Origin of the sequence: Salegentibacter tibetensis (assembly GCF_020164485.1) — a bacterium.
Lineage (GTDB): Bacteria > Bacteroidota > Bacteroidia > Flavobacteriales > Flavobacteriaceae > Salegentibacter > Salegentibacter tibetensis.
Genome location: NZ_JAIQZA010000026.1, coordinates 49633 through 59336 on the forward strand (window position 1 = coordinate 49633; position 9704 = coordinate 59336).

Below are 9704 nucleotides of genomic sequence, written 5' to 3' on the forward strand. Positions count from 1 at the left end.
AATTAAAATGAAAAAAACATTATTTCTTCTATTCAGTTTAATTTTTCTCGTCTCCTGTAATGAAAATGGCGATAAAGCAGAAGAACGCATCCTATCAGACTCTTCAGGAAATATTAATCAAATCACCCTAATAATCGAAAACGAATTATGGGAGGGGCCTGTGGGCGAAGCCATAAGAGATAATTTTGCTGCTACGGTAGAAGGGCTTCCGCAGGAAGAACCTATGTTTTCATTGAGCCAGATTCCGCCGGAAACCTTTAGCGGATTTGTTCGAAAAAACCGTTCTTTTATCTCTATTCAGAAAGGTGAAGAGCCTGGAGCGAAAGTTATTAAAGATCTATATGCCAGACCGCAGACCGGCGTAATAATTTCCGGGCAAAATGAAGAGGAACTTATTCATGTTATTAATGAGAGTTCAGAGAAGTTAGTCGCAGCTTTTAAAGCTACTGAAATGAAAGAGAAGCAACGCCGAATGGGAAAATCGCTTAAAAAAGATGATAAGCTCGAAGAAAAATTCGGTTTGTCGCTTAAATTTCCTTCGGCGTATAGGTATGCCTTGGAAGATGAAAAATTTGTGTGGATTAGAAAGGAAATTCCGAAAGGGAATATGGAGATTCTAATTTATGAAGTACCTATTAATCAAATTGAAGCCGATACGAATACGATCGGAAATATAATTAAAATGCGAGATTCAATTGGGAGAGCGCACATTCCCGGGCCTACTGAGGGAACCCATATGATTACTGAAGATGCCTATGCTCCTTATCTTTTTGAAACTGAAATAGACGGAAAATTTACTTATGAAACCCGGGGAACCTGGGAAGTAAAAGGCGCTTTTATGGCTGGGCCGTTTTTGAATTACGCGATTAAAGATGAAGCCAATAACCGCTTTTTAGTAGTAGAAGGTTTTGTTTTTTCGCCCTCAAGAGGGAAAAGGGACAACATCTTTGAGATAGATGCTATCCTGCAATCGGCAGATATTAAATAAATATTCTAAGATTTTACAACAAATAAAAAGCCCGAATTTTTTAAAATTCGGGCTTTTTAATAGGTAGTTATTTGTCTATTTTTTCTCTTCAGAAAAATTCTTGTCATCGGAAGTAACCGTCTTTTCGTCATTGTCATCCTTTGAAGCGTCTTTAAATTCTTTAATCCCACTACCTAAACCTCTCATCAATTCAGGAATTTTTCGACCTCCAAATAATAGCAATATTACCACAACAATTAATATAATCTGTGGGGCACCAATAGCTAAGGGTAAAATAAATGCATTCATAACGTATGATTTTAATATTACAAACTTAACAAGAATTAAGCAATTACAACGTTAATATAGCTTAAATTTAAGTTATACTTGAGCTTAATTTAGATACCTATCATACGTTATTTCTGAAAACCCTGATTTCCCGGAGTAAAATTCAATCTGGAACTAAGTTTGATAACCTTCATTATTCAAGCTGAAATTTTAAATTATCTTTGTTTGTAAATTATGGCCGAAAATAAAAAAGAGATAAAAAAATTCACCAAAAAGTTACTTCATAAATACCGTATGGTAATTTTAAATGAAGATACTTTTGAGGAAAAACTTTCTTTTAAATTAACCCGACTCAATGTTTTTGTCACTATTACTCTAAGTGCTATAATTTTAATTGCCGCGACAACCTTTATAATCGCTTTTACTCCGCTTAAGGAGTATATCCCTGGGTATTCTTCCGCCCAATTAAAGCAACAGGCTTCTCAATTAGCTTATAAATCAGATTCCCTGCAGCAGGTTTTAAAGATGAATAATCAATATTTAAGTTCCATTAAAGATGTGCTTACCGGGAAAGCAGATACGTCAAGTCTTAATCGTGATTCTTTAATTGAAAATCCCATTATGGGCCAGGAAGTTGAACCTATAGAACCTTCCCGGGCCGATTCGCTGCTTAGGGAAGAAGTAGCCCAGGAAGATAAATACAATGTTTTGCCCTCGGCTACAGATAATATAGATTTTTCCTTATTCCCGCCGGTAAAAGGAGCAATTTCCGCAGGCTATGATGCTAAAGAAAAACATTATGCTGTAGATATTGTGGTCGCCAAGAATACCCCGGTAAAATCGGTAGCCGATGGCCGGGTAATTTTTTCAGAATGGACTACAGAAACCGGTTATGTGATTATCATTAAGCACGAATATGGATTGTTGTCGGTTTATAAGCACAATGCTTCTTTGTCTAAAGAGCAGGGCGAAAATGTAAGACGGGGAGAGGTTATTGCCACGGCCGGTTCTACCGGGGAATACACCACCGGCCCGCATTTGCATTTTGAACTTTGGAACGAAGCCGTACCCGTAGACCCTACAGATTATATTGATTTTGATTAATAAATCACGACCTTTGCAAGGCCAAAGTATTGCTGAAGTAAAGAATGCCATTTAATTCCAAAAAAAACCTATGTCTTTAAAGTCGTTTGGAGCAAAGATTTTTGCTAAAAATATCAAAAAAAAAATAGATAAATGGGCTTCAAAACCTGAAGCTACACAACAAAAGGTATTTCAGGAGCTTCTTGAGAAAGCCAAAGACACAAAATTTGGTCAGGATCACGATTTTAAGAACATTAAATCTTATGCCGATTTCACCAAAAATGTACCGGTTCGCGATTATGAAGAATTGCGGTTTTATGTGGATAAAATGGTAGCCGGAGAAGACGATATACTTTGGCCGGGAAAACCTTTATACTATGCAAAAACTTCTGGAACCACCAGTGGTGCCAAATATATCCCGCTTACCAAAGATTCTATGCCTTCGCATATAAATGCGGCCAGAAATGCGATTTTGTGCTATATCGCAGAAACCGGAAATGCCAAATTTGTTGACGGGAAAATGATCTTCCTGCAGGGAAGCCCGGAAATGGATGAGAAAAACGGGGTGAAACTTGGTCGCTTATCCGGGATCGTGGCCCATTATGTGCCTTCTTACCTTCAGAAAAACAGGATGCCCAGCTGGGAGACCAATTGTATCGAAGATTGGGAAACCAAAGTTGATGCGATCGTAGAAGAAACCCGGAATGAGGATATGAGCGTAATTAGCGGTATTCCATCCTGGGTGCAGATGTATTTTGAAAGGCTTCAGCAAAAAACCGGCAAAAAAGTGGGAGAACTGTTCCCGAATTTCGATTTGTTTATTTACGGGGGGGTAAATTATGAACCTTATCGTGCTAAATTTGAAAACTTAATAGGTAGAAAAGTAGATAGCATTGAGCTTTATCCGGCTTCAGAGGGGTTTTTCGCTTTTCAGGATAAACAAACTGAAAAAGGAATGTTGCTGCAACTCGATTCAGGCATGTTCTACGAGTTTATAAAAGCCGATGAATTTTTTGATGAAAATCCTACAAGACTTAGTATTGGCGATGTTGAAACTGACGTGAATTATGTGATGCTGGTTTCTTCAAACGCGGGTCTTTGGGCCTATAATATTGGGGATACGGTACAGTTTACCAGCATAAAACCTTATCGGGTTATGGTTTCAGGAAGAATAAAGCACTTTATTTCTGCTTTTGGGGAACACGTTATAGCCAAAGAAGTGGAAGAAGCCATGCAGGAAGCAACTTCGGCTACAAATGCCCGCATCAGCGAGTTTACCGTGGCACCACAAATCACTCCCGATAACGATAAATTACCGTATCACGAATGGTTTATAGAATTTGAAAAGGAGCCTGAAGATTTAAAGAAATTCAGCAAAATCCTGGATCAAAGTCTTCAGCAGCAAAATTCTTATTATTTTGATCTTATTGAAGGCAAGATTCTTCAGCCATTAAAAATATCAAGAGTTCCGGAAAACGGTTTCCAGCAGTATATGAAATCTATCGGAAAACTGGGCGGGCAAAACAAATTACCGCGCCTGGCCAATGACCGAAAAATTGCTGTAGTCCTCGAACAAATTATAAAAGCATAATCAAAAATGATAAATCTTAAATTACTCGGTCGTACCCGTGCACAAGAAAGTACCCATGCTATAGAGCGAATGTATATTACCATGCGTCATCTTTTTAATCGTGGATTTTATAAACCAATGGGAGTATCTGGCGAGACCCTTAGGGAGGCTTTGCTTATTCTTCGCCCGGAAATCTACGGTTCTATTGCCGATGATAAAGCAGAACTTAACGGTTTACTGTATGTAGTAGACCGGTTACCCAAGGGAATTGAAGAATGCCGGTTTATTAATCTTACTAGCGATGAAGGCTACGGAAATTCGCATTTTAAGCCCATTGTTCCCCCAAAACGCCGTCGTAACTGTTACAGGATAGACGCTGAACAAATGAACATTGAGATTACCCGTGGCCGTTCTGAGATCTATGATATTCTTACCCACCTAACCTTTTTGTTTGTAGAATCGCATAAAATAATGCGACGTGTAATTATAGATGAGGAAGGCAGCGTTACCCGTGATTGGCAAAAACTGGAAAAAGCCGTTTTACAGGAAGAACCTTTAGACCAGGCGCAGCGGGAGATCGCATTAACCCATACCGCGAATATTCTAGGCCGTACTTTCTATGAAGTGCAGGAGATATATCCAAAATTCTCTTTACCCGAAAATCCAGAGCGTTTTCTACATATAATTTACTGGTTGGCAAAACTAGCCATTGCAGAAACGGTTGAGAACAATAAAAGGATAATCACTTTTAGCCCTGTATTGCGCGAACGTTTAGGCCATCATATTCACGGCGAGATTTGGGCCGATAATATTAAGCAGCATCTAATAAAGGGGAATTTAATGCACCGCCCCTTGCATATTATTAGCGCAAATATGCACAGTGTGATGAACACGCTTTATACACCATCAGCCTTAAAAGCCGAGCTTAAAAATAAAAAACCGCTGGAGATCTACGAGGCACTTAGTAATAGTGCAAACGGGAGTTTACGAAATAAGGTAATGAAAACCGGGCTCGATAACGGGATGACTTTTCTTGAAGATAACAGTGGTACAAATATAGATGTTCAAATCTTTGATACGGCCAGGTTAAAGGGGAAATTCGGGAAATGGGATATTAAAACCGATGAAGAAGCCCCGGTAATTATTGTCATGGATTATGCTTTTGGGGAGCAGGCTTACGAAACTATGGACGAGCTGCTGAAGCCTTATAATTTTGAAGGCAATGAGATTAAGATGAATGTTGAATCTATCTCAATAATGGGAAAAGCCGGTATCCTGGAAGGTGGGAAAGGCGATATTATGGTCCCTTCTGCCCACCTGTTTGAAGGAACAGCAGATAATTATCCTTTTAAAAATGAACTTAGCCGCGCCGATCTGGAAGGTAGCGGAATCGATATTGTAGACGGCGCTATGATTACCGTTTTGGGAACTTCTCTTCAAAACCGGGATATCCTTAAATTTTTCCACGATTCTACCTGGAATGTTGGCGGGCTGGAGATGGAAGGCGCCCATTACCAAAAAGCCATTCAGGCAGCTTCAAAATTACGGGGCAGTATAGATAATGACGTTAAGGTGAGGTACGCATATTACGCTTCAGATAATCCGTTGGAAACGGGGAGCACTCTGGCTTCGGGTGGTCTTGGTACTACCGGGGTAAAACCTACTTATATGATTACCGAAAAAATCCTGGAACAAATCTTTAAATCTTAGTTTATGCACGTTGAAGAATCACCTTTAAAAGACTGTTTTATCATCAAACCGGATATCTTTAGGGATAAACGCGGTCTTTTTTTGGAGAGTTATCACAAAAAGAAATTTATAGAATTAACCGGGATTGAAAAAGAGTTTGTTCAGGACAATCAATCTATTTCCAAACGTGGTGTTTTGCGCGGTTTACACTATCAAACCGGGCAATTTGGCCAAACCAAACTGGTACGCGCCATTTATGGCAAAGTGTTGGATGTAGTGGTAGATCTAAGACCAGAATCACCAACTTTTAAACAGAGTTTTAAGATTATCCTGGACGATGAGAATTTGTACCAGCTCTATATTCCGAAAGGTTTTGGTCACGGATTTGTTACCCTTTCAAAAACTTCGGTTTTTGCTTATAAATGCGATGAATATTACTACCCGGGTTATGAAGCCGGTATCATTTACAACGATATGGATTTGGCGATAGACTGGGAGTTCCCGGAGGAAGAAATGATAATTTCAGATAAAGATTTAAAACAACCCCATTTTAAAGAGGTTTTTGGATGAAAAATATTCTCGTAACTGGTGCTAACGGGCAATTAGGAGCTTGTTTTAAAAAGATTTCAGCCAATTATTCCCAGCTTAATTTTGTATTTAAATCTTCTGCGGAAGCCGATATTACTAAGAAAGCGAATTTAAAAAAGCTTTTTTCTGAAATTAAATTCGATTGGGTAATTAATTGCGCTGCTTACACAAATGTTGAAAAAGCTGAATCTGAAGAAGAAAAAGCCTTTAAAATAAATGCGGATGGCGCCAAAAACCTCGCTGAGGTTTGTGATGAATTTGGCGCAATTTTGATTCATTTTTCCACCGATTATGTTTTTGACGGGAAAGCTGAAAATCCCTATAAAGAAACCGATACCACCAATCCTATAAACGTTTATGGAGCTTCAAAATTAAAAGGCGAACAAACTCTCGCTGAGGTTTTAAGTGATCATTTTATTTTTCGAACTTCCTGGTTATATTCAGAATTCGGGCATAATTTTTATAAAACAATCCTTAGAAAAATAGATGAAAAAGCCGAATTAAATATTACCACTTCTCAAACCGGTACACCAACCAATGCCAATGATCTAGCCGAATTTGTTATTGAAATAATTGTTTCGGAAAATAAAGATTTCGGTTTGTACCATTTCAGCAATCTGGGCGAAGCTACCTGGTATGATTTTGCTGAAGCTATTTTAGAATTCACAGGAAATTCAGAAGAAATCCGGTTAAACGAGAGCAACGATTTTAAAACCATCGCCGCAAGACCTGAATACAGCGTGCTGAATAAAAACAAACTTCAACAAGGTTTTTCAAAACCGGTTTTAGACTGGAAAGAGAGCCTCAAAAAACTGACAAATGTATAATTCTGAAAGGATTTCCTTAAATTCAAATCAAACTTAAATATATGGCAAAAAAAATACTCATTACCGGTGCTGCCGGCTTCTTAGGCTCACATTTATGTGATCGCTTTATTAAAGAAGGCTACAAAGTAATTGGAATGGATAACCTGATTACCGGCGATATCAAGAATATTGAGCACCTTTTTAAGTTGGATAATTTTGAGTTTTTTCATCATGATATCACCAAATTTGTACACGTTCCCGGGGATTTAGATTATATTCTGCATTTCGCTTCCCCAGCAAGTCCCATAGATTATTTAAAGATCCCTATTCAAACCTTAAAAGTAGGTTCTATGGGAACTTTGCACTGCCTTGGCCTGGCCAAAGAAAAGAATGCGCGAATTTTGATAGCCTCTACTTCTGAGGTCTATGGCGATCCGCTGGTTCATCCACAAAACGAGGAGTATTACGGCAATGTAAATACTATTGGCCCACGTGGGGTTTATGACGAAGCCAAACGTTTTCAGGAATCCCTCACGATGGCCTATCATAGATTTCATTGTTTAGAAACCAGGATTGCGAGAATTTTTAATACTTACGGTCCCAGGATGCGTTTAAACGATGGCCGCGTAATTCCTGCATTTATTGGGCAGGCTTTGCGTGGTGAGGATCTCACCATTTTTGGAGATGGTTTACAAACACGTTCGTTTTGCTATGTTGATGATCAAGTTGAGGGGATTTACCGCTTGTTGCTGAGCGATTATTCTGATCCGGTAAATATTGGAAATCCGGATGAAATTACCATCAAAGATTTTGCTGAAGAAATCCTGAAACTTACAGGCACCAATCAAAAAGTGGTTTATAAGGAACTTCCGGAAGACGATCCCTTAAAAAGGCAACCCGATATTAGCCGGGCAAAAGAAATTTTAAATTGGGAACCCAAAATATCCCGAAGCGAAGGGATGAAAATCACTTACGATTATTTTAAAAGCCTGAGTCCGGAAGAACTTGAGAAAAGCGAGCATAAGGATTTTTCAAGCCACATAAGGCGTTAATAAAGAGGTTATGGAAAATCCGTTGGTTTCAGTAATTATGCCCGCCTATAATGCGGAAAATTTTATTGAAGACGCGGTAAGCTCTGTAATTTCCCAATCCTATTCCGGCTGGGAATTATTTATTATCGATGATGCTTCATTAGATTCCACTCTTTTTAAGGCTGAAAAGCTTGCAAAAAAAGATCCCCGGATTAAAGTACTACGTAACAAACAGAATTCCGGAGCGGGAATTACCCGAAACAAGGGAATTAAAGCCGCTCAGGGCGATTTTATAGCATTTCTTGATGCAGATGACCAATGGAAGCCAAAGAAGCTGGAAATGCAGCTTGAAGTAATGCAGGAGCAGAGTGCAGCTGTTTGCTTCTCATGTTATCAGCAAATAGATGAAAACGGTAGTTCGCGTAACGAAATTATAGAAGCCCTTCCTATTTTAACCTACCAAAAACTTCTAAAATCGAATTACCTCGGTAATCTCACCGGAATTTACAATGCTAAAAAATTAGGAAAAATTTATTCCCCCGAAATCAGAAAAAGGCAGGATTGGGCACTTTGGCTGGAAGCCGTCAAAAAAGGCGGTCCGGCTATAGGGATCCAAAGGTGTTTGGCGAAATACCGGGTGAGAAAAGGGTCAATTTCCGAAAATAAGCTTGAGATGCTTAAATACAATTTCAATATCTATCATAAGGTTTTAGGTTTTAATTCCCTAAAAAGCGCTGGCTATATGCTGGTTTTTCTAAAAGAACATTTTTTCGTAAAATCAAAACAAGTGAAACGAATTTGAGATTTTGATAATTTCAACTCCTCCCATTATTTATAAGGGGAACCCGCCTGAATGACTGGGTCGGGCAGGGTGGCCGAAAGGCCGGAGGGGGTTTGTTCTTGAAAAATCTTGATTTTGTTTTCGCCTTGTAACGTGTTTAACCACCTCATTCTTCAGCAAAGCTGAATTCATTCCCTTTAAATGGAGGAGGAGCAATTGTGACTTCCGTCATTCTGAGACCCTTGATAAAAAAATTACCTAGCGGAGGGAAATGACGTTTCGAGCATAGCGAGTTTTAAACTCCGTGTGTGAGTGTAGCAAATCAGCAGCTTTAAAAATTTTTGAAAGCTTGTCCTGAGTGGAGTCGAAGGGCCCTGGAAAAAATTTAGCTGCTGATTTGCGATTTTTTCTGCCTCCGACGACCAAAAGGGAGAGGAAGGCAGTTGCCAAAAAAACACCTCCACATAGGACGCCCTTCCTGCCCGTCCGTCCAGGCGGGTTTTGTTTCGTTTTACTTGTATCCGACGAACGTAGTGAGAGGAATACATGCAAAAAATGAAAAAAAGGAAACTTCCAAACCAGGTAAGTTTCTTTTTGAATTATAAAAACATAAAAAACAAACCTAAATATCAGGATTTTAAAAATACGTCAATGGTAACTTGTTTCAGAATCTAATTTCTTAGAAATATTAATTTCAATTTCCTATTCATTTTAAAAACGATTAAAAGCTCCTCCCCTTTATTTTCAAGGGTGTGGCCGAAAGGCCGGAGGGGTTTTTCATATGTGTTTTATTTTATTTTTAATCAATTAGGGCCAAAACTCTCCCGTAGGGCTTACTGCTCTATGACCGGTTTTCACTATTTACAGTGTGCTATAGGCCCAATTTTAATGGTGATCTATA

At 38.8% G+C, this 9704-nt stretch carries 9 protein-coding genes; 8 read left to right on the top strand and 1 reads right to left on the bottom strand.

What is annotated here, in order from left to right:
- The first annotated feature begins 7 nt into the window (after window positions 1-7).
- Window positions 8-988, top strand: a complete 981-nt coding sequence (locus tag LB467_RS13415) for a DUF4837 family protein (protein WP_224474556.1) — start codon at window positions 8-10, stop codon at window positions 986-988.
- A gap of 75 nt (window positions 989-1063) precedes the next feature.
- Here the strand turns inward: LB467_RS13415 and LB467_RS13420 are convergent, their stop codons facing one another.
- A complete protein-coding gene (locus LB467_RS13420) occupies window positions 1064-1276 on the bottom strand; it encodes a twin-arginine translocase TatA/TatE family subunit (RefSeq protein WP_224474557.1) in 213 nt (70 codons plus the stop codon).
- A 213-nt stretch (window positions 1277-1489) separates the two neighbouring features.
- Here LB467_RS13420 and LB467_RS13425 point away from each other — a divergent pair, with 213 nt between their 5' ends.
- From LB467_RS13425 to LB467_RS13455, 7 genes are all read left to right on the top strand, one after another.
- Window positions 1490-2359 (top strand): M23 family metallopeptidase, encoded by an 870-nt coding sequence (locus LB467_RS13425; protein ID WP_224474558.1) that lies wholly within the window; start codon window positions 1490-1492, stop codon window positions 2357-2359.
- Window positions 2360-2429: 70 nt separating this feature from the next.
- Window positions 2430-3929 (top strand): GH3 auxin-responsive promoter family protein, encoded by a 1500-nt coding sequence (locus tag LB467_RS13430; protein ID WP_224474559.1) that lies wholly within the window; start codon window positions 2430-2432, stop codon window positions 3927-3929.
- Window positions 3930-3935: 6 nt separating this feature from the next.
- A complete protein-coding gene (locus tag LB467_RS13435; protein ID WP_224474560.1) occupies window positions 3936-5618 on the top strand; it encodes a DUF6909 family protein in 1683 nt (560 codons plus the stop codon).
- Between the two features lie 3 nt (window positions 5619-5621).
- A complete protein-coding gene (gene rfbC, locus LB467_RS13440; RefSeq protein ID WP_224474561.1) occupies window positions 5622-6167 on the top strand; it encodes a dTDP-4-dehydrorhamnose 3,5-epimerase in 546 nt (181 codons plus the stop codon).
- On the top strand, window positions 6164-7012 hold the full coding sequence (gene rfbD / locus LB467_RS13445) for a dTDP-4-dehydrorhamnose reductase (RefSeq protein WP_224474562.1): 849 nt from the start codon (window positions 6164-6166) through the stop codon (window positions 7010-7012). Before rfbC ends, rfbD begins: the two co-directional genes overlap by 4 nt.
- Before the next feature lie 41 nt (window positions 7013-7053).
- Window positions 7054-8043, top strand: coding sequence for a UDP-glucuronic acid decarboxylase family protein (locus LB467_RS13450; protein WP_224474563.1), 990 nt, complete (start codon window positions 7054-7056; stop codon window positions 8041-8043).
- A 10-nt stretch (window positions 8044-8053) separates the two neighbouring features.
- Window positions 8054-8824 (top strand): glycosyltransferase family 2 protein, encoded by a 771-nt coding sequence (locus LB467_RS13455; RefSeq protein WP_224474564.1) that lies wholly within the window; start codon window positions 8054-8056, stop codon window positions 8822-8824.
- The last annotated feature ends 880 nt before the right edge of the window (window positions 8825-9704 follow it).

Coding starts and splice junctions, on each gene's coding strand:
- LB467_RS13415 (WP_224474556.1), top strand. CDS start 8: ATGAAAAAAACATTATTTCTTCTATTCAGTTTAATTTTTCTCGTCTCC.
- LB467_RS13455 (WP_224474564.1), top strand. CDS start 8,054: ATGGAAAATCCGTTGGTTTCAGTAATTATGCCCGCCTATAATGCGGAA.
- rfbC (WP_224474561.1), top strand. CDS start 5,622: ATGCACGTTGAAGAATCACCTTTAAAAGACTGTTTTATCATCAAACCG.
- LB467_RS13420 (WP_224474557.1), bottom strand. CDS start 1,276: ATGAATGCATTTATTTTACCCTTAGCTATTGGTGCCCCACAGATTATA.
- LB467_RS13450 (WP_224474563.1), top strand. CDS start 7,054: ATGGCAAAAAAAATACTCATTACCGGTGCTGCCGGCTTCTTAGGCTCA.
- rfbD (WP_224474562.1), top strand. CDS start 6,164: ATGAAAAATATTCTCGTAACTGGTGCTAACGGGCAATTAGGAGCTTGT.
- LB467_RS13430 (WP_224474559.1), top strand. CDS start 2,430: ATGTCTTTAAAGTCGTTTGGAGCAAAGATTTTTGCTAAAAATATCAAA.
- LB467_RS13425 (WP_224474558.1), top strand. CDS start 1,490: ATGGCCGAAAATAAAAAAGAGATAAAAAAATTCACCAAAAAGTTACTT.
- LB467_RS13435 (WP_224474560.1), top strand. CDS start 3,936: ATGATAAATCTTAAATTACTCGGTCGTACCCGTGCACAAGAAAGTACC.